This is a genomic window from Thermogemmatispora carboxidivorans, assembly GCF_000702505.1.
GTDB lineage: Bacteria > Chloroflexota > Ktedonobacteria > Ktedonobacterales > Ktedonobacteraceae > Thermogemmatispora > Thermogemmatispora carboxidivorans.
The window spans coordinates 4,028,201-4,047,302 of record NZ_JNIM01000001.1 but is presented as its reverse complement, the minus strand read 5'-3'; the positions used below and the strand labels follow the sequence as shown (position 1 = coordinate 4,047,302).

General features: G+C 61.4%; 14 protein-coding genes and 1 CRISPR repeat array (1 of these 15 only partly in view). Of the genes, 6 read left to right on the top strand and 8 right to left on the bottom strand.

All coding sequences use genetic code 11. The features are described from left to right. Nucleotides 1-127: 127 nt before the first annotated feature. From N688_RS15900 to N688_RS15885, 4 genes are all read left to right on the top strand, one after another. Nucleotides 128-988 carry a tetratricopeptide repeat protein gene (locus tag N688_RS15900; protein ID WP_052890199.1) on the top strand — a complete coding sequence of 287 codons (861 nt, stop codon included), beginning with the start codon at nt 128-130 and terminating at the stop codon, nt 986-988. Beyond that, nucleotides 969-2,885 (top strand): tetratricopeptide repeat protein, encoded by a 1,917-nt coding sequence (locus tag N688_RS15895; RefSeq protein ID WP_052890198.1) that lies wholly within the window; start codon nt 969-971, stop codon nt 2,883-2,885. Before N688_RS15900 ends, N688_RS15895 begins: the two co-directional genes overlap by 20 nt. Nucleotides 2,886-2,966: 81 nt before the next feature. Then, nucleotides 2,967-3,626: a hypothetical protein gene (locus N688_RS15890; protein WP_052890197.1), complete on the top strand. Its 660-nt coding sequence runs from the start codon at nt 2,967-2,969 to the stop codon at nt 3,624-3,626. Between the two features lie 86 nt (nt 3,627-3,712). Beyond that, nucleotides 3,713-4,225 carry a hypothetical protein gene (locus tag N688_RS15885; RefSeq protein ID WP_052890196.1) on the top strand — a complete coding sequence of 171 codons (513 nt, stop codon included), beginning with the start codon at nt 3,713-3,715 and terminating at the stop codon, nt 4,223-4,225. A 108-nt stretch (nt 4,226-4,333) separates the two neighbouring features. Here the strand turns inward: N688_RS15885 and N688_RS15880 are convergent, their stop codons facing one another. From N688_RS15880 to N688_RS15845, 8 genes are all read right to left on the bottom strand, one after another. Next, a complete protein-coding gene (locus N688_RS15880; protein WP_052890195.1) occupies nt 4,334-5,791 on the bottom strand; it encodes a HEAT repeat domain-containing protein in 1,458 nt (485 codons plus the stop codon). A gap of 172 nt (nt 5,792-5,963) precedes the next feature. Further along, a complete protein-coding gene (locus N688_RS15875) occupies nt 5,964-6,515 on the bottom strand; it encodes an RNA polymerase sigma factor (protein ID WP_052890194.1) in 552 nt (183 codons plus the stop codon). Continuing rightward, entirely contained in the window at nt 6,473-6,790 is a 318-nt protein-coding gene (locus N688_RS15870; protein WP_052890193.1) for a hypothetical protein, read from the bottom strand. The genes N688_RS15875 and N688_RS15870 overlap by 43 nt, the downstream gene beginning before the upstream one ends. Nucleotides 6,791-7,125: 335 nt before the next feature. Then, nucleotides 7,126-8,001, bottom strand: a complete 876-nt coding sequence (locus tag N688_RS15865; protein ID WP_052890192.1) for a hypothetical protein — start codon at nt 7,999-8,001, stop codon at nt 7,126-7,128. Nucleotides 8,002-8,150: 149 nt separating this feature from the next. Beyond that, on the bottom strand, nt 8,151-8,342 hold the full coding sequence (locus tag N688_RS15860; protein ID WP_052890191.1) for a hypothetical protein: 192 nt from the start codon (nt 8,340-8,342) through the stop codon (nt 8,151-8,153). A 409-nt stretch (nt 8,343-8,751) separates the two neighbouring features. After that, nucleotides 8,752-10,650, bottom strand: coding sequence for a cellulose binding domain-containing protein (locus N688_RS15855; RefSeq protein ID WP_052890190.1), 1,899 nt, complete (start codon nt 10,648-10,650; stop codon nt 8,752-8,754). Nucleotides 10,651-11,200: 550 nt separating this feature from the next. Next, on the bottom strand, nt 11,201-11,902 hold the full coding sequence (locus N688_RS15850; protein WP_052890189.1) for a 7-carboxy-7-deazaguanine synthase QueE: 702 nt from the start codon (nt 11,900-11,902) through the stop codon (nt 11,201-11,203). A 306-nt stretch (nt 11,903-12,208) separates the two neighbouring features. Further along, nucleotides 12,209-13,777 (bottom strand): purine-cytosine permease family protein, encoded by a 1,569-nt coding sequence (locus tag N688_RS15845; protein ID WP_052890188.1) that lies wholly within the window; start codon nt 13,775-13,777, stop codon nt 12,209-12,211. A gap of 713 nt (nt 13,778-14,490) precedes the next feature. On the opposite strand from N688_RS15845, the gene melA reads away from it, so the two are divergent. Continuing rightward, nucleotides 14,491-15,798, top strand: a complete 1,308-nt coding sequence (gene melA, locus N688_RS15840) for an alpha-galactosidase (RefSeq protein ID WP_202901937.1) — start codon at nt 14,491-14,493, stop codon at nt 15,796-15,798. A 169-nt stretch (nt 15,799-15,967) separates the two neighbouring features. Next, nucleotides 15,968-16,432: an iron chaperone gene (locus N688_RS15835; protein WP_052890187.1), complete on the top strand. Its 465-nt coding sequence runs from the start codon at nt 15,968-15,970 to the stop codon at nt 16,430-16,432. A 144-nt stretch (nt 16,433-16,576) separates the two neighbouring features. Continuing rightward, a CRISPR array of direct repeats spans nt 16,577-19,102; the repeat unit is 37 nt; unit sequence CTTTCAGTATCCACAAGCGGATCGAGACCCCTGCCAC; it runs 922 nt beyond the window's last position.

The following is a 19,102-nucleotide window of genomic DNA, read 5'->3' as shown; positions in this document are numbered from 1 at the left end:
CACAGGCTCGGCTGACGCTAGTGACACACCGAGGACTGATCACGCCCAGGCGTGACAGCTTTTGATTATTGCATTGATTGACTTAAATCTCATGATCTCTTCTCTTGAGAAGAAAGGAAAAGGACAAATGAAGAATATGAAGAGTACTGAGACAGCGGGGCAGGAGGAAGAGCCGCCGAGCTGGCAGCGCTATCTGGAGCAGGGAGAGCGTTGGATGAGGAAGGGCCACTCCAAGGAAGCTCTGGAGGTGGCAGAGCAGGCTCTGAAGCTGAGCAACCAGAGTGAGGAAGCGGCCTGGGATCTCTGGTTGTTGAAAGGAAGAGCACTGAACGTGCTGGAGCGCTCTGAAGAGGCGCTGACAATCTTTGAGAGATTGAGCCGGATGCTACCGGAGAGTATGGAGCGTCAGGCCAAATGCTCCTATTACCTAGGAGTGACTCTCAGCAGGCTGGACAACAGTGACAAGGCTCTAGCCGCCTATGATCAGGCTCTAACTCTTTATGAAGAGCTATTGCAGAGGAATCCCCGTGAGGCGGAGAGCTGGTTAAGGAAAGGCTACGTCCTGGAGGCACTCGAGCGAAGAGCTGAAGCGCTGGCAGCCTATGAGGTGGCCCTGCGGCTTGATCCCATGAATGTTGCTGCCTGGGCGTCAAAGGGCGACTGCTTGCTGCAACTGGAGCAATATAGCGAGGCGCTGGAGGCCTGCGATCAAGGCTTGCGCATCGATAAGGAAGATCTCTGGTTGTGGAAGAACCGCGGAGAGGCGCTGCTAGCTTTGGAGCGCTATGAAGAGGCGCTGGCGGCTTATGACCAGGCCCTGGATCTCTCTCCAACAGATCTCTTCTCCTGGCAAGGCAAAGGGAGGGCGCTGCATGCTTTGGAGCGCTATGAAGAGGCGCTGACGGCCTTTGAGCACGCCCTTCAGCTGCAGCCAGGGATTGCTCTTCTGGGGAAAGGCGATAACGCTGTTGGCTCTGTGGAGAGCTGAGGAAGCCCTGCAGGCGGCTGATCAAGGATTGCTCCTTGATGGCGCTGATCCCGATCTGCACCGGGCGCGCGGCTGGGCCTTGCAAGAGCTGGAACGCTACGAGGAAGCCCTGGCGGCCTATGAGGAAGCCCTGCGCCTTGACCCCGCGCACGCTTGGGCCTGGAGTGGCAAGAGCGAGGTATACGAGGCGCGAGAGCGTTATGAGGAGGCCCTGACCGCCTGCGAGCAAGCTCTCCAGTTGCAGCCAGACACCGCTGGCTTCTGGCATCTGAAGGCCCATATCTTGCTGAAGCTCGAGCGTGCCGAGGAGGCTCTCCAGGCGGTAGAGCAGGGGCTAGTACTTGACCAAGAGGATGTCAATGTGCTATTGTGGCATGATCGCGCGCAAGCTCTGGTAACATTAGAACGCTACGAAGAGGCGCTGGAGGCTCTTGAGGAGGCGCTGCGGCTGGACCCTGAAGATGCCTGGGCCTGGGCGAGGAAGGGCGATGTATTGGAGCACCTGGAGCGCGATGAGGAGGCCCTGACCGCCTATGAGCGGGCCTGCGAGCTTGAGCCGGAAAGCGCTCCCTGGCTCGAAAAAGCTCTGGTGCTCCTGAAATTGCAGCGCGCCGAGGAGGCGCTGCAGGCGGTGGACCAGGGGCTGCAGCGCGATCGTGAAGATGCTGAGTTATGGTATGTACGGGTAGGGGCTTTATGGCACCTGGCACGTGACGAAGAGGCCCTGGCTGCCTGCGAAGAGGCCCTGGCTGTGTGCAGTGAGGCCGGGCGTCTCGATAGTGGGAAAGAGGCCAGCTTTTCTTTCTTCAAGTGTGAGTTGTTGCTCGCGCTGAGGCGCCTTGAGGAAGGCTTGCAGCTTGCTGCGCACGCCCAGCACCGCTGGCCGGACCTGGCCGACTCCCACTACTATTACGGCCTGGCTCTGGAGCGGCTGCAACACTATCAGGAAGCCCTGGCGGCCTATGAGGAAGCCCTGCGTCGGAACCCGAGCTATGCCCATGCCTGGGTGCACAAGGGCTATGTCCTGCACCAACTGAAGCGCTATAGGGAGGCGCTGGTAGCCTATGAGGAGGCCCTGCGACTCAGACCGGACTATGTGGCCGCCCTCAATGGCAAAGGGGCCGCTTTAGCGTCGCTGGGCCGCTATAGGGAAGCGCTGGTAGCCTATGAGGAGGCCCTGCGACTCAGACCGGACTATGTGGCCGCTCTCAATGGCAAAGGGGCCGCTTTAGCGTCGCTGGGCCGCTATAGGGAGGCCCTGGCGGTCTTTGAGGAGGCCCTGCGACTTGATCCAGGCCATCGGTGGGCGGCCTCCAACAAGGCCGGTGTCCTGGCCACGCTCTTGCGCTATCGCGAGGCGCTGGCCGCCTATGAGTACGCCCGCCAGCTCCAGCCCGAGAACACCAGGGTAGTCCTGCAGGAGAGCTGTGTGCTGGCAGAGCTGGGGCGCTATAGCGAGGCCCTGGGAACCCTGCTGCAGGCGCTGCGCCTCCACTGGCGGACTGCCTCCTCTTCCTCATCGCTGCTCCCACGGGAGACGGAGCAGCAGCCGATCCTCCGCCAGCGGGCCGAAAAGGAGCTGGCTGCTTGCGAACAACGGCTGCGGCGCCGCCCTGACGATCGCCAGGCCCTCTATCAGCAGGCGCTTCTCTTGAGCGGTCTGGGCCGGGGAGAGGAAGCCCTCGCCGTTTATGAGCGCCTGGCTCTGCTGATGCCCGGCGATCCGGTACCTCGCTGTGGTCAGGTTCTCCTGCTGGCCCTTCTAGGCCGCCTCGACGAAGCGAGCGAGCGCTATGAAGAGCTGCAGACCTTGCGGCAGCAGCCGGCCGCTTCGGACAAGCACCTGCGTGCGCTCTTCAGACCTATGTTCTCGCGTCTGTTAGCACTGATTCGCTAGCGCGCTCCCGCTTGAAGAGCGTCAACTCCTCTCTACAGGAGAGCAAGCGAGCCGACACCATCCAACAATGGAGGAAACCAGATGCCTGCATCCAGCGATAGCAGTGAGCAGCCGCTCCTGTGGGTACAGCCTGAGCGTAGCCGGAGCTACCTGGTCCTGCGCCGAGGGAGCGTCGAACTGGCCACCTTTGAGCGGGATCGGCAAAAGCCGACGCAGATCCTGGCGACCTGCGGAAGCGAGAGCTGGCTCTTTGTGGGCCAGCAGCTCTTTGATCCTGCAGTCAAGATCTACCCTGGCCCTGACGGCGATAGGGCTGCAAACGCCCAGCCGCTGGCCTGGCTTGATAGCGAGAGCCATTTCCCGGAGCTGTGCCTGCTGCTAGCCGATGGGCGCCGCTACTGCTGGGTCTGGCGGCGCGAGGTCCCGCTTGCCAGCTGCACCTGTCAGCTGGCTCCCTCGGCCCAGCAAGAAGCAGGACCAGCCCTCTTGCGCGTACATATGCGGGCCCGGCAGCGTCCTACTGCCCATCTGAAACACTGCCAGCTTCAGCTCTTTCCAGCCACCGAAGACCTGCCCGAGCTGCCGCTGCTGATAACGCTCAGCCCCTACATCCTCCTGCTCGGACAAGAGCAGAGTGGTCCGCCGCCCCAGCGGCGTAGCCTCCTGGGCGAAGAGGTGGCTGGCGGCATACTCGAAACGCTGGCTACCTTCCTCGGCGAGCTGTTGGCCCATTGGCACTAAAGCCGCCTCTCAGTGCGGGCCTTCGCCGGAGGATACCGGTGTCTCTCTTGCCTGCTGATCAGGTGAATGAGTGAAAGAAGAGAGCAATGCTAGCCTTGTTCAAAGGGATACTGCTCTTACTGGTTCTGCTGCTGGTGGCCTTCGTGATCATGTTGCCGCTGGTTTTGAGCCTATCCACTCGTTGGAGCAAGTGGAGAGATATGCTGGAGCACGCGCGTGGGCGGTTCAAGCGCATGCTAACCGTTGGCCTCCTGGTGGTGCGGCGTCGTCATCGGCGCTCCTTTCTGCTGGCGGCCAGCGGGGCCATCCTGGTGGCGCTGCTCATCATAGTCCTGGGCTGGCTGAGCTGGCAATGGAGAGCACTGATGGCCCCAGCGCTCTGGCTGCTGCCCTTGTTGATCCTCCTCTGGGCCGAAGCGCTCTGTCTGGGAGAAAGCTATGTTCACTACCGCCTCTGGCGCCTGAGCGACCTCTGGCTCTTCGAGCGGGAGCATACGGAGCAAGTGCAGCCGCCCCGGCGCCATGTTCGGGGATCTGGCCGTCGGCGTCGCTCTGCTGATCCCGAGCAGCCGCTGGAGCCATCTCAACCTCATCCCTGAGCAGCAACTGGCTGTCTGAGGATGAAGCTGAGACAGCAGTCAAAGTAGCAGGAGGCGCTAGCGCAGCCAAGAGAAGAGTGCTGTCTGAGCTGGTCTGGCCACCTCTGCCTAGCCCTGGCTGGCCCAACCGCAGCAAGGCTGGTACCAGAGGCGCAGATCACACGGGTCCTGCTCGCAGAGCGGTGCCTCCTGGGTCGTTGCCTGCCAGGCCAGGGCCAGCTCGCGCAACACGGGCGGCTTGTCGCCGTCCACCTGTAACTCGCTGACCCCAATGATGATGACGCGCAGGCAGGTACAGCCCTGCTCTGGCAGAAGCGACTCAGTCTGAGCCTGAGCCTGGCGACAGATGGTCGTCGAGAGCATCAGGACCTCCTGACAGGAAGACTGCTGGCAGTGTTGGGCCAGCCGTCGACCGAGCAGGCGCAGCACCCGATCGCCTGATCGTTGCGTTGCCTCGAGTGGTGCGATCGAAGCCTGCCTCCACAGATCCTGGGGCAGAGCTTCGAGCACCTCCTGTAGTCGCCGCTCCTTCGCCTGATAGGTGCACCATAGTACCAGAACCGGCCCTTGTTCTGTTAGCAGGAGGCGTGGCTCTAGCAAAGTGCCGCGGCGATCCTCCAGGAAATCGCGCAGAGTTAGCAACGTCTGACGCAGTGGCGAGCTCGACCGGCGGGCTTGCTGGGCCTGGGCTTCTGTGCGAGCCAGGGCCTCGTCGAATTCCGCCAAGGCCTCACGGATCGCCTCCTGCAAAAAAGGTCGCTCGATCCTCTCCAGGGCTTCCAACAGGTAGGCCCGCGCCAGGCGCTTGCCTGACAAGGCCAGGGCCTGGGCTGCTGCGGCGCAGACCTCCTCATCGCTGTCGCTCAGCAGTGCCTGACGCAGCGCCTCCAGGGGAGCGGCCCAGCCTAAGCGTCCCAAGGCCCAGGCAGCGGCCTCGCGCACCAGCCAGCAATCGTCAGCCTGCAACAGGGTGATCAAGGTTGTCCGCAGGCGGACCAGCCAGGCGCGGCGTAACTGCTCGTCGGCCAGGAAGGCGGGGATCAAGCGCCCCAGCGACCAGACGATGGCCTCGCGCACCGTCTCATGGGTTTCTTGCCCGAGGGTCCTGAGTAGCAGCTCTATCAGAGGCTGGCCGCTCAAGCCGAGCAGGCGCACCGCCTCAGCGCGTACGCGCCAGGAAGAGTGTGCCAGAGCCGACAGAAGCGGGTCCTGTGGCAAGCTGGTCCGTTGCTCCAGAGCTTGGGCCAGCTGGCTCACAAGGACTTCGCCGTCACCTGGCAAGGGGCGGAGCCGGGGGGCTTCTCCGGGGGGTATCTCCGCTTCCCGGTTGCCTTGATCATCTTCCTCGCCCGCCGCTGCTCCGCCTTTAGGGGGAGCCTGAACGGGATGGGCCTCGGTGTCAACGTTCAGGGTTTGATCCTCTCCGCTGGTGGGCACCAGATGGAGCGGATGGAGCGCCGACTGACGTACCGGGGAGAGCGAGCGTTGCCAGCTCTCGTGAGGCTGAGGGGGCAGCTCCCTGGCTCGCAGCGGCCCCGTGCAAGGTTCAGCGCTGTTCTGATGCATGAAGCGAATCCTCCCCTGCTGTATTGCTCAAAGATGCCTCTCTCTCTCCGCGCTCGTTTCCGCTGCGGCTGGCGCTACCTTGGCATGAGCGCTGGCCGCCCGTTGGGGCGAGCGAGTGTGAGCGCTGTTCGGTCTTGGCTCATCATCAAGACAAGAGCAACTCATAGGAACCTCAGTCGATGTTGTGAACCAGACGGCGTAAGCGGCTGATCCCTCGACGAATGTCGTCGTTGACCGTCCTCCGAGGACGGCCTGTCTGGGCGGAGATCTCACGCGCCGACTGGCCCGAGAAATGTAACATCACCGCCGTCTGTTCATAGCGAGGCAAGGCCTCAAGACTGAGAGCGAGCAGACGAACCTGATCACGCCGCTCTACCAGGGCCTCCGGCTGCTGTTCAGCGTCATCGGCCAGATCATCGATCTCTGAGCGCAGCTCGCCGTCGGCTGTCGAGTAATAGTGGATCTGCCCCGTGCGCCGGTGCTTCTGCTCCTCGGCACGGTGCTGGGCCAGGACGCGCCATGCGATCTTAAACAGCCAGCCGCGAGGATGGTAAAGAGGCAAGGCTCGCTGACGTAGACTCTGATAGGCACGGGCGTAGGTCTCGTCCACGCAATCTTCGACCTCTGAGGAGTCGTGCAGCTGCCGCCTGAAAAAGCGCTCCAGGGCAGGGTGCAGGCTGACTAGCTCCGCTTCAATCCCTTGAGAAAGATCGTCCTGCTCCATTGGGTACCGAACTCCTCATCTACGACTTGACAGACCTCAAAAAATGGAGGAAGGTAGGGAAACAGTAGAACGCCCCCTACGACCACTTCAGGAAGAAGCTCCCGTCCGCGCTCGTTACCACGCATCCCTGTCATGGCGGCCTCGCTGGCTCCTCCGCACTCTGGCGCGGATAGCAAGCGAGCAGAGCCAGTCAGCGGCATCTGCAGGCCAATCCTCTGCCCATCCGTGACCCGCTGAGTGATGTGTTCAGGAGCGTTATCAACAATCTTGTGCATTATTCGCTCCTTGTTTGAAAAGGTGAAATCCCTATGCCAGGCCCTTTCCACCCCTGAGTGGCGTGATACAGACATCAGCCAAGATGTCTGATACGCCTCTACTTTCTCCTGTGCTTCGCTGATGCCGAATTGGCGAGGGGCGCCGCCGGCATGGCCCAGATGGGTAGGGTAGCTAGATAGGTAGAGATCTCTATGGAAAGGGCAAAAGCATGTTAGCCCGGGTAAGAAGAGCAAGGAAGGGGAAAGAGGGAGGAGGAGCAAGGTATATCGGGAGAGGAGTGCTTAGAGCGCAGGTGCTGACTGATAGCGGAGCAGGCCAGGCGGACGTGGGTCCCTCAGCGTTGTACCAGTGCTGACCTGGGCTGGCGGCGGCGGGCGTCCTCCAGCACCTCCTGTAGGCGCTGAGCGAAGCTCAGCGAGGTATTCACCAGATAGATGCGCTCGGTGGTGAAGTAAAAGCCACCTGAACCGTGCGGAGGGGCAGACCCTCGCTGCTGCAGGGCGCGCGCGTACTGACTGAGACGCTGCTGCGGAAGCGGATTTTCAATATCGACGAGGAAGATGGAGGCGAAGGGGCGGAGCAGGTGGACTCGTGCCACAAAGCGCATAAAGTGGCCCTCCTCGATCGCTTTGCTCCGTGACTTGCACTCGATCAGCAGGGGGCCCTCATCGAGAAAGGCCAGGACATCCAGATCGCCCGGGATGGCTGGGGAGGCCAGGCTCACGCCGTGACGCACCGGCACGAGGCGATCGTAGTGTTCCACGCAGTAGAGCCGCAGCCACTCAGCGACCAGCCACTCTAGCGTATGGCCCAAATTGTGAAGGCGCTCCAGGGCAGGGCCCGCTTTGATAGTGGCTCCCTCTCGGAGTAGCAGCTCCTGGTCGATGAGCAGCTGCAGCAGGCGATCATTGGGCAGCTCACCAGGACTGGCTGCGAGGAGATCACCATAGAGGCAAGGAAGACGCTCCAGCAGGTGGCGCAGGGCACGACGAGCAGAGGTAGCCAGCAAAGAGCGATACAGGGCGCGCTCGCTGTACTGGCTGCCATTGGGACAACGCAGCCAGGGCTGCCGAAGCACCAGGGGATCAGTATAGGGCCGGCGTGCCTGCTGCAATTGCCAGCCGCGCCTGACCAGCTCCTGCTCAAAGCAATCTCCCAGGATGAAAGCTTCCCGGTCTTCGTAGGGTACCGGAATCGGAGCGAGTGCCATTGGACTGCTTCCTTCACTCATAGGATGTCAGCAGGTGACGTTTCTCTCAGCAAGGAGATGCCTGCCCGGACCCAATGCGGGTAGTTTCGCGAGCGCTCCTTGATGAAGATAGTCAGGGAGCGAGCTGGCCAGGCTCTCCCTGATTCGCTTCAGCTCCTGGAGCGCGGTGGAAAGACGCCGACGAGCAGCAAGATGCCGAAGATCAGAGCGAGCAAGCTACCAGTGGAACCGACGATGAGCGCTCGTCCCCCGGCAGCGAACCAGAGCACAAGCGGCAGCACAATGGCGACGATGATCAGGCTGAGGCCGGCGGCCAAGCGCCCGGTGAATGCCTGTTTCACGAGAGCCTCCCTTCAAGAACATGCGCGAGACATCCTGCTGGGCGTCAGGCGTATCAGCGAGTGATCGCGCGAGCACAGCCCATCGAACGTGAGGAGATCGAAAAACACAACTGTTTCTATGATAGCAGAAAGCGTGAGACCAGGGCAATGGGAGCGGCAGCGCGTCTGGGTAGAGGAGCGAAGATCGGTCAGGAGGGTGACGCGCCGGGCGTCCCTGCGAACAGGCCAGCGCTGTCCTGGGCATTGCAGCAAGAAGCTGGCTCAGGATAGAGCGAGACCTTGCTCTCTTCCTCTCTGCCATCGCAGAGAGGAAGAGGAGAGGACTCATCTGGCCTCGCTCAAGACCTCATCGGAGAGGGGCCAGTCCGACGATGGCCTGCTGCCCAACCTTGGGCGAGGGCCGTCTGAGCTAGGTAGTGGCGCAGTTGAGGCCGTTCAGCCTGAACCCTGTGGGCGGGTTATTGCTGCCGTTCCAGGTCCCGTTAAAGCCGGGCGAGGCGCCCAGCGTGGTGCCCACTGGGATCATGGCGTTATACGAGAGATTGGTCACTGTGACCGTGCTGCCGCTCTGACTGAAGGAGCCGTTCCAGCCCTGGGTCACCGTTTGCCCGTTGGGGAAGGTAAATTGAAGCTGCCAGCCGTTGATCGGGGTCGTCCCCGTATTGGTAATCTGGACCAGGGCACTGAAGCCACCGGGCCACTGCGCGTTGACCGCATAATGGATCGTACAGCTGGCGCCCGCTCCCGGGGTTGGGGAAGGCGTTGGCGTTGGAGTGGGGGCCGCGGTCGCTGTTGGTGTTGCGGTAGGCGAAGGAGCAGGTGAGGGTTCCACTGTTGGAGAAGGCGCGGGCGTAGGCGTTGCCGAGGAGTTGCCAGCGATCACGTAGGTCACCAGTTGGCGAGCGGCGATCGTGGTGCTGAAGCTGTTATTCTGCACGCTTAGCGGAGCCTGGGCCTCTGTATTATGAGTAGCATCGGTCACATAAGGGACCGCGCTGGTGCTGGCGGGCAGAGAGAGGCCCTGCAGCGAGAGCGTCACTGGCACAGCGTTGGAAGAGGTATTGAGGACCACGATGGCCAGCGTCCCATTGGTATTGAGAAAAGCCGTCACCTCCAGCGTCGTATCGCTGCTGGTAGCGCCGATGCGGGTTGCGCCGGGGCGCACAAAGCGGCTATAGTTGGCGAAGCTCCACAGGCGTTTGGCCGGGGTCACGCTGCCGTTGACCACATTAATCAGATAGCCATTATCGCTGGCGTTGAAGTTGACGCCCCACCAATAGAAGAAGGCGTTCAGATTGGCGGCGGTCAGGCCCGTGTAGATCTGCTGGGCCCAGTAGAAGCCGGAGCCATCGCTGCCGTCATCCCAACTATAGTCTGCCGTATCGAACTTGGCCCATTCCGTTTGCCAGACATGGCGGCTGCCCAGTCCCGTGATGGGGGTCGTCGGGGGAGCGGTATAGCCGTGGCTGGAGAAGAGGTCGAGGTAGCTATTGGCCGTTGGGTTAGCGAGGATGCCGTTGGCGTAGCTTTGGGCGCTGTCCCAGCCCTCGCCGTCGCAGCAGACCACCTGTGGCGTTACGCCTGCCGCGCGCAGCGTTGGCCCCAGGATGGCCACAAAGTCGGCGGTCTGGGTCGGATTCATGACCATGCTCGAATAGTAGGTCGAGAGATTTGGCTCGTTGAAGGCGCCGATCTGGGTGAGGCGGATGCCATCGCTGAGGTAGTCGCGGTAGTACTGTAGCAGGTAGTTGGCGTAGGCCTGGCGCCAGTCGCCGCTGCTGCAGCTGGCGCCAGGTGAGCCGCAGAGAGCGCCGCCGTTGGTCTCATTGCCGTTGGTCTTCATGAAGCCGGGGGCGCTCCAGGCGTCGCCGTAGAACTGCGTGACGCCGTAGCTCTGGGCCTGCTTGGAAAGCCAGACCTGGCCCCAGCTATCGTGGTCCCAGACGTAGGTTGGTGTGGCATTTGGACTGCCGGGGCTGGTGGGTTCAATGGTGTGGGCCTGGTCCGAGGGCAGCAAGTTGCGCAGGATCGAGAAGCCGGCTCCGCTGCTGGTACTGAAGAGCAGATCCAGAATTTGACGTTGGGTGCTGCTGGGAGACTGCTCCAGCTCCTGGGCGGGACCAAAGGCGCCGGAGAAGCCGAAGCCATCGATCGTCTGATAGCGCGTCGCCCCGTTCACGCTAATCGTTGAGGCGGCGTAGGCCGTGTGCGTTGAGAGAGGGAGGGCGGCGCTGACGGCGAGGCTCGTCAGCAGTAGGACACCAACAAGGAGCCTGCCGGCTCTCCTTGCCGGCTGATTGCTAGACATGGCTTTTCCTCCTTGAGCAGCCAAAGCAACGACTGCCTGTGTGGTTCGCTCTCTCGCGGGCCACGTTGAGTGAGGCGGCCTCGCTTCTCCTAGAAGGGGAGAAGGGTACCACGCTCACTTTCCTGTGTTCCCTGCTTGAAAATTTTCAGTCTCATTTCCCTTGCTGAAAATTTTCAGCGAACTATGGATTATCTTGAATGTGAGTGACTACTTAAGATGAAAGATACTCAATGAGAGATATAGCTTTCTGTGCTCAACGCTGTCAAGGGAGCAGCTAGGCAGGAGGAGAGCACTTAGCCGACAGAGCATAGGCAGTGAGGTAGGGTACGCGAGGGAGGCAGAGGGGGCATACTAGGAGAGTTGGGCCATTTGTTCCGCGAAACCCGATGAAAGTTGACTTTTCACGTAGATCGGCTACACTTCTAGCTGTAGCAGGGAAGCCGAAAGCAGGGCAGGGAAAGCCCATTCTCCCTGAGCTGCCTGCCAGCGGCCCTTCTCCTCTTCCTTCCTTCCTTCCTCTCTTCCTCCCTTTTTCCTTGTCTCCCTGGGGCTAGACCAGGCGGCGGCGTCCCCAGATCAGGATATGCAGCTGCGGCAGCACGCGCACATTGTACTGATCCCAGAAGGGGTCGCGCACGCGCTCGGCCAGCCGGGCCAGGGCGGTGGGGTAATCGGGCAAGGCGGCATCGCCCTCGGGCTGCAGGATAATGGGCAGGCGCCGCTCCTTGAAGAACGGGTGAGCTTCCAGCAAGGCGCGCAGGGCCTGCTCGTCATAGTCGTCGCGCACGACAAATTTCCACTGCTGCTGCATGGGGGCCAGGCTATGCAGAAACTGCTCAATGATGGGATGGCGCAGGTAGTTGGCGCCGCTGCCGGCACTGGGCAGCTTGGGCGAGAGGCTCCACAGATCGATCAGCGGCACGACCAGGGCGGGGAAAATGGTAGCGTTCGTCTCGATGGTCAGGTGGTGGCCCTGGGCTTTCAGCAGGGTGGCGAGCTGCGGTAGCTCTTTCTGGAGCGTTGGCTCACCGCCGGTCAGCACCACATGGCGAGCGCCCAGGGCGGCCACGCGCTCCGCCACTGTCTCGGGAGGGAGCGTTTCCCAACTGCCGCCTTCGCGCACGCTCCACGAGTACTTGGTATCGCACCACGAGCAGCGCAGGTTGCAGGCGAAGAAGCGCACAAACGTTGTCGGCACGCCCATCAGGCTGCCCTCGCCCTGGATCGAGCGATAGATTTCCATCACCAGCATCGTCAGAAACCCGTCTCTTCTCTTGATTGACCTCGTCTCTGTTTTGCTAGCTCTCGGCTTGTCTTATTGGCCGGCTCCCTGAATGCTTCCCAATCCCGTCGCTCGACGTTCTCGGGAGAGGGAGGAGAGAGGAGCCGCCAGCGGCGGCTGAGGGTCCTTCTGGCTAGATTTTCTCTGGTCTGTCAAGCGTGACTGGGACGGAGAGACAGGGCCTTCGGTTTCCGAAGGCCCGCCTCAGCGGCCTCTATCTGTCCCCGGCGCTAGCCTTGTGGCTCTGGCCGTATAGATTGCGGAATGAGAGCCTGCTTAGCTGGCTGCTGCTGTTTCCGATCTCCTTGCAGCCTGCTGCCGGCGCAGGCGGGGCAGGTTCAGCAGGAGGTAGAGCAGGCCGCTGACAACAGCCCCAATGATGCCGCTCAGGTCCATGCCGCCTAACAGGTGGGCGAATGGCCCCTGCCACGGCTGACTCAGCCAGGGTAAGGTCGCCGAGCCGATGAAGGGGATTGTAGCAGCGAAGCCCACCAGCCAGGAGAGAACGGCTCGCCAGGCCACACCACCGCTGAACCAGTAGCGTCCGGCCCGCCCGCGCGTCAGCTCTGCGGCAGCGTAGTTGCCACGATGCAGGACAAAGAAGTCGATAAGGAGCACGGCGGCCCAGGCCGGCACCCACAGGTAGGTCAGGAGCAGGAAGTCGATGTAGACGTTGAGGAAGCGATTAACCAGCTCGCTGTAGGTCTGGGCCTCGCTGAAGCTGAAATGGGAGAAGAGGCCGATCCAGAAGACGCCCACCGCTCCGACAATGCCGCAGAGCAGGGCCGACCACCAGCGCCGGAGCGGGATGTCCATTGCCAGGGCTACCAGGCCGGCGGTGTAGACGTCGAAGTAGTTGGCCCAGATTTCGCCCAGGACGACGAAGAGCAGGAAGGGGACCAGCAGCCAGGGCGGCGCCGCGCCGGTGATGACGCTCAGGAGGTCGGGATTGGCCGGGTTGATGGTGGCCAGGGCGACGCCCAGAATGCCCAACAGGGCCGTGGGCAGGCCGATGCCCAGGCCGGCCCACCAGGCGATACGCCCGGGGCGCGTGCGCGTGGGCAGGTAGCGCGAGTAGTCGGAGGCGAAGGGAATCCAGGAGGCGATCAGGGCATAGATGAAGCCGCCGCCGGTGACGATGGCGGCCAGGCGCGCCGGCCCGTGAACTGTGGTCGGCAGGCTCCAGTTGATGCGCGGGAAGAGGACAATGAAGAGTAAGAGGCAGAAGGCCATGAAGACGATGGCCCCGTACTTTTCGAAGACGTGGACGGTCTGGTGTCCGTAGACGGCGACGATGACGGAGGCGATGAGGACGAGGGCGATGGCGATGAGGGCGGTCTGTGGCGTTCTGGGGATGCCGGCCAGGCTGGCGAGCTGCACCAGGGCCCAGCCGCCGATGACGCAGTCGACGGCGAACCAGCCGACGGCCATCAGCCAGGTGAGGAAGGCGCCAAGATAGGCGCCACGGTGCCCAAAGACGGCGCGTGCAAAGACCATTTGCGGGGTGCCGGTGCGGGCGCCGGTGGCGCTGGTCAAGCCGTGCAGGGCGGCGGCCAGGGCGCAGCCGATGAGGATGGCGATGGCGCTGTCGAGCAGGCCAAGCTGTCCCTGGCTCAGGCCCAGCACGAGCGGGGCCCCGATGGCCAGGGCGCCGGTGAGGAGCGAGAGATAATTGGCCATTGCTCCGGCCCAGACAAGTGCCAGCTCGCGCGCGCTGCCGTGCCGATCAGCTTCGGGGATCGGCTCCATGCCGTGGCGCTCGACTTTGAGAAAGTCGTCTGCTTCTACTCCCCGTACTTGCAAGATGCCGCTGCCTGATTCTTGTGGCTCCATTGCTGGCTCCATGATTGGCTTGCTCCTTTCTTGGGCGGCTCGCCCTCTATGGGGCGCGTTAAGCCGCTGGCAGGACTAACCACAGCCTGGATGGTTCGCCGAGAGGCAGCCACGGGAGTGAGTGAGAGCGCGCGCCGGTCTGGCCAAAGGGCGACAGAGGGGCTGCGGTTGCTCTGTTGGCGTCGGTGGGGGAGCTGGCTGATCGGGTGGGGCGTTGATGCTAAAGAAAGAAGGTGCTGGCTCGCGCCTCTCTCTTCGCCAGCACCTCGGGATCGTCAGGCTGCTCGCTTTGGGGCTGCCCCAGCGTGCGGGGCAGGCAATAGGATCAAGTACGCTCCCTGCGCTGGCATTACCCAGATCAGGTTCTGGCGGTCGGTGACGGTGCGGCCTGCTCGCAACGTGGCCTGATGCCACCCGCGGCGACAGGTCTGGTCACCCTCTCAGCCCGGCTCTCCCGAGCTCCCGTGACTGCCTGTTTCTCCTTTATCTGCAACGGTGTTGCCTGCTACCTGTATAGCAGATCGTGGCAGCCATGTCAAGCGAGCAAGGGTCGCGTCCCTCGGCGCTCTCTGGCAAAGCGGGACCAGGCTAGATGGCTCACCCGTGGCCTGCGGCAGATGCTATACTGACTGCAGATGATGGACAATCTGGCATGGCGGTACGCCGGTGGCTGCGGTCGGTCGGCTCAGGCTACCGCGCCGCGAGCGCCAAGGAGGCATGAGGTCGTGACCCACGTGAAGATCACCATGATGGGCGCCGGGAGCGCTGTCTTTGCTCGTCAACTGATGACCGATGTGCTGTTCTGCGAGGGGCTGGATGAGGGGACCTTTGCCCTGGTTGATGTGGATGCGCGGCGGCTGGAGCTGGCCCACCGTATCGCCGAGAAGCTGATCGAGCGCAGTGGCAAGCGCTGGCGGGTCGAGGCCTCGACGGAGCGGCGCAAGGTGATGGCGGGCAGCGATTTCTTGATCAATACGATTGAGGTGGCCGGGCTAGACTATGTGCGCCAGGACTACGAGATTCCTTTGAAATATGGGATCGATCAGTGTATCGGCGATACGATTGGTCCAGGAGGGATCTTCAAGGCGCTACGTACGGGGCCGGCCTGGCTGGCGATCCTGCGCGATGCCGAGGAGCTGTGTCCGCGAGCCTGGGTGCTGAACTATACGAATCCGATGTCGGCGCTGACGCTGGCGGCTCTGCGGGGGACGCGCCTGCGCGTGGTGGGGCTGTGCCATAGTGTGCAGTGGACTTCGCGCCAGTTGGCGCATTATCTGGAGGTGCCTTACGAAGAGCTGGAATGGCGCTGCGCTGGGATCAACCATCTGGCCTGGTTTACTGAGCTGCGCTGGCGGGGCGAGGATCTGTATCCGCGTCTGCGCGAGTGCGCGCGGCGGCCCGAGATCTACGAGCTGGACCCGGTGCGCTTTGAGACGATGCTCCATTTGGGGGCCTTTGTGACGGAGAGCAGCGGGCATTTTTCGGAGTATGTGCCGTATTTCCGTAAGCGCCCGGAGTTGATCGCGCGCTATGGTCGGGCCGGCTATCTGGGCGAGTCGGGCTTTTATGCCCGTAACTGGCCGATCTGGCGTCGCGAGGGCGAGCATGCCATTGAGGAGATGCTGGCGGGCGAGCGTGATATTCCCTGGGAGCGCAGCCTTGAGTATGGTTCTCAGATCATCGAGGCTATCGTGACGGGCAGGCCAACGGTGATTTATGGCAATGTGCGCAACGTGGGACTGATTGAGAATCTGCCGGATGGCTGTGTCGAGGTGGCCTGTCTGGTGGATCGCAATGGGGTGCAGCCTGTTCATTTCGGACGGCTGCCGGAGCAGTTGGCGGCCCTGGATCGGGCCCATATGGCGGTACACGAGTTGCTCTGTGAGGCGCTGCTGACGGGACGGCGAGAGCCGGCGCGCTATGCGTTGTTCCTTGATCCGTTGAGTGCGGCGGTCTGTTCGCTGGAGGAGCTGAGCCAGCTCTTTGATGAGTTGTGGGAGGCTGAGCGGGCCGCTTTGACGGCCTTTGCCTAGTAGGTGAATGAGGGTGGGGCGTTGCCGTCTGGCTGCTGGTCAGAGAGAATAAAGCTTGTATATGAGCGTGTCGGCTGTTGTGGCTGCCTGCTGGGCTGGACCGGTTGGGGCTGTTGATGGCCTGTGGATGGCTGCAATGCGCTGGATATGAGAGGAGGTTTTGTTTGGTATGAGTCAGGCTGATAAGCTGGGGAGGCCCCAGGGGGCCGGAGCCAGAGGTCAGGGATCTGAGGGCTTTTCGGAGGCCGAGCGCGCGGCGATGAGGGAGCGGGCGCGCGAGCTGAAGGCCAGCAAGGATCGGGAGCAGGGCGAGCAGGAGGTGTTGGCGAAGATTGCCGAGCTGAGCGAGCCGGATCGCAGTTTAGCGCTGCGCTTGCACGAGCTGGTGAAGGAGTGTGTACCGGAGCTGGCGCCGCGTACGTGGTATGGGATGCCGGCTTATGCGCGGGATGGCAAGATTCTCTGTTTTTTCCAGCCGGCGCAGAAGTTCAAGACGCGCTATGCGACGCTGGGTTTCAACGATGTGGCTCATCTGGATGAGGGACAGATGTGGCCGACGGCCTATGCGCTGACGGCGCTGGGGCCTTCTGAGGAGGAGCGGATCAGGGAGCTACTCAGGCGGGCGGTGGGCTGAGGTTGCTGGGCTGTGGTTGGGGGGTGGTGTCGCGGCTGACCAGGTCCGGGCTGAGCTGCCTGGGCGATAGGCTCCTTGTTGTGATTGGTTGACTGCAGGCGCGGGGGAGGGAGAGCCTCCTCCGCGCTTTTATTGCTTGTGCTGCTTTCAGTATCCCCTTACGGATCGAAGCCCCTGCCACGTTGATATCGTGAAGAGATCGCTGTCCATTCTCATCTTTCAGAATCCGCAAGCGGATCGACCCCCCTGCCGCTCGGATCTGGCAGATGGGTGGGTGGCGATCATCGAGGCCTTTCAGTATCCACCTTTCAGAATCCACAAGCGGATCGAGACCCCTGCCACTTGCTGAGGCGATCTGCTTGTGTATGGCGTATCAGTCCCTTTCAGAATCCTCGTGCGGATCGAGACCCCTGCCACGTGCACTGTAATCGGCGCGCTAGTTCCTCTTTCGAGCTTTCAGAATCCTCGTGCGGATCGACCCCCCTGCCACTCTGCTCTCTCTTTTCTTCAAACACCTCTGCCAGCAGCTTTCAGAATCCGCAAGCGGATCGAGATCCCTGCCACGCTGGAGGCTATCTTCGCTCGGTATCTATCCGTGCTATCTTTCAGAATCCGCAAGCGGATCGAGACCCCTGCCACCACAGAAGAAAAGCCAACATGCAATGAAAAGACGACTTTCAGAATCCGCAAGCGGATCGAGACCCCTGCCACGTTGTTGCATCATCGCTCTCCTCAATCGTGAATGCACTTTCAGAATCCGCAAGCGGATCGAGACCCCTGCCACCGAGCTGCTGGGCCGTCGCGTACATCCTCTGGAAATCTTTCAGTATCCACAAGCGGATCGAGACCCCTGCCACATGACTCTCCTCCTTTCTTGCCTCTAAGAGCTGCCCTTTCAGTATCCACAAGCGGATCGAGACCCCTGCCACCGCTGCTCTTGGCGATTGGCAATGAACAGCCTGAGCCTTTCAGTATCCACAAGCGGATCGAGACCCCTGCCACTGGTGGCTTCCCGGCGGCCACCCATGCGTACCAGGTCTTTCAGTATCCACAAGCGGATCGAGACCCCTGCCACTGACGTGAAACACAGCATGAGTGGCTATGAAGTACCTTTCAGTATCCACAAGCGGATCGAGACCCCTGCCACTAGTGGGGAAACAGCGCGTCCAGTAAGCGTTTGACCCTTTCAGTATCCACAAGCGGATCGAGACCCCTGCCACGTAAATGACGTCAACATACTCCACAAAATCTAGATTCCTTTCAGTATCCACAAGCGGATCGAGACCCCTGCCACGCGCAGCAAGATATTCACGCGCACGTCCATAGTCCGGCACTTTCAGTATCCACAAGCGGATCGAGACCCCTGCCACCTGGCAAGCAGGGCATAGACCACTACCCCGCCCGCCTTTCAGTATCCACAAGCGGATCGAGACCCCTGCCACGGCTCTCTGCGAAAGCGCATGTCCCTCTTGCAAAAAGCTTTCAGTATCCACAAGCGGATCGAGACCCCTGCCACAAACAGCCCTGGGTGTCAGCTCCTTGGCATTGTCTGACTTTCAGTATCCACAAGCGGATCGAGACCCCTGCCACCATCTTCACTTCAATCGGTCCCCTGCCATGAGGCGCTCCTTTCAGTATCCACAAGCGGATCGAGACCCCTGCCACCCCGATAATTTGCGCGATGTATCCATTCTCTCTGAAACCTTTCAGTATCCACAAGCGGATCGAGACCCCTGCCACGACTGAGAGAGTGAAAACATGCTAGTATCTCTGTGGCTTTCAGTATCCACAAGCGGATCGAGACCCCTGCCACCTGGAGCCTTGTTGTGTCCCGTGGTAAAATCAAAAATCTTTCAGTATCCACAAGCGGATCGAGACCCCTGCCACGACTGAGAGAGTGAAAACATGCTAGTATCTCTGTGGCTTTCAGTATCCACAAGCGGATCGAGACCCCTGCCACCTGGAGCCTTGTTGTGTCCCGTGGTAAAATCAAAAATCTTTCAGTATCCACAAGCGGATCGAGACCCCTGCCACAAAGAAACTCCTTTTACTCTTTTGTGTCCCTTCTTCATCTTTCAGTATCCACAAGCGGATCGAGACCCCTGCCACGCTATGTGACGGAGGGGGAGAGCCAGCCTAGTATCGACTTTCAGTATCCACAAGCGGATCGAGACCCCTGCCACGCCCCAGGCTCTGCGCCTGATCAGCGCGAAGAAAACTTTCAGTATCCACAAGCGGATCGAGACCCCTGCCACAACCCGGCGCGCCCGCCGCGCCACAGGGAGCACCAGGCTACTTTCAGTATCCACAAGCGGATCGAGACCCCTGCCACCGCTTTCCAAATCCTTCGGGTGTTGAACGACCGTCTCTTTCAGTATCCACAAGCGGATCGAGACCCCTGCCACGAACAAGAGGAACTCCCTGCACGGGGCTGGCTGGATTATCTTTCAGTATCCACAAGCGGATCGAGACCCCTGCCACGACAAAGACAGATGTTTTGCAGAGCTGGTCAACGCCTTTCAGTATCCACAAGCGGATCGAGACCCCTGCCACGGGGGGAAGAAAGATAAGAAAGGGGATGAGAAGGATGAACTTTCAGTATCCACAAGCGGATCGAGACCCCTGCCACCTGTACCTGTGTGACCACGGCTGAAACCGTCAGCCAGTCTT

Coding starts and splice junctions, on each gene's coding strand:
- N688_RS15880 (WP_052890195.1), bottom strand. CDS start 5,791: ATGCATCAGAACAGCGCTGAACCTTGCACGGGGCCGCTGCGAGCCAGG.
- N688_RS15845 (WP_052890188.1), bottom strand. CDS start 13,777: ATGGAGCCAGCAATGGAGCCACAAGAATCAGGCAGCGGCATCTTGCAA.
- N688_RS15835 (WP_052890187.1), top strand. CDS start 15,968: ATGAGTCAGGCTGATAAGCTGGGGAGGCCCCAGGGGGCCGGAGCCAGA.
- N688_RS15870 (WP_052890193.1), bottom strand. CDS start 6,790: ATGCACAAGATTGTTGATAACGCTCCTGAACACATCACTCAGCGGGTC.
- N688_RS15855 (WP_052890190.1), bottom strand. CDS start 10,650: ATGTCTAGCAATCAGCCGGCAAGGAGAGCCGGCAGGCTCCTTGTTGGT.
- N688_RS15875 (WP_052890194.1), bottom strand. CDS start 6,515: ATGGAGCAGGACGATCTTTCTCAAGGGATTGAAGCGGAGCTAGTCAGC.
- N688_RS15865 (WP_052890192.1), bottom strand. CDS start 8,001: ATGGCACTCGCTCCGATTCCGGTACCCTACGAAGACCGGGAAGCTTTC.
- N688_RS15900 (WP_052890199.1), top strand. CDS start 128: ATGAAGAATATGAAGAGTACTGAGACAGCGGGGCAGGAGGAAGAGCCG.
- N688_RS15850 (WP_052890189.1), bottom strand. CDS start 11,902: ATGCTGGTGATGGAAATCTATCGCTCGATCCAGGGCGAGGGCAGCCTG.
- N688_RS15890 (WP_052890197.1), top strand. CDS start 2,967: ATGCCTGCATCCAGCGATAGCAGTGAGCAGCCGCTCCTGTGGGTACAG.
- N688_RS15885 (WP_052890196.1), top strand. CDS start 3,713: ATGCTAGCCTTGTTCAAAGGGATACTGCTCTTACTGGTTCTGCTGCTG.